Genomic DNA, 264 nt, shown 5'->3' on the forward strand with positions numbered 1-264 from the left:
TCGACCGTCACCTTGCGGGTGAGGTGCTTGGCCTGCTCGCCGTCGATCACGTCGAGGTAGAGGGTGTACTCTCCGGGCTCGGAGGGGGTCCACTCGCAGGAGGCGGAGGAGCTGGAGCCGCCGCCGACGGTGCCCCACTTGGCCCAGCCGCCCTTCTCCCAGACGAACTTGTACTTGAGGCCGTCGGTGTCGCCGGAGACCCTGGCCTGGAGCCTGAGCGGCTTGCCGGAGCGCGCCTCGCCGGAGACGTCGAGGCCGTCGACG

At 70.5% G+C, this 264-nt stretch carries 1 protein-coding gene; it reads right to left on the bottom strand.

Annotated features, from left to right (window positions below; all coding sequences use genetic code 11):
* A partial coding sequence (locus tag ACQQ92_RS08465) for a PKD domain-containing protein (protein WP_427796248.1) occupies nucleotides 1-264 on the bottom strand: 264 nt, incomplete at both ends.

This window comes from Collinsella sp. SGI.241, from assembly GCF_050312955.1.
Taxonomy (GTDB): Bacteria; Actinomycetota; Coriobacteriia; order Coriobacteriales; family Coriobacteriaceae; genus Collinsella.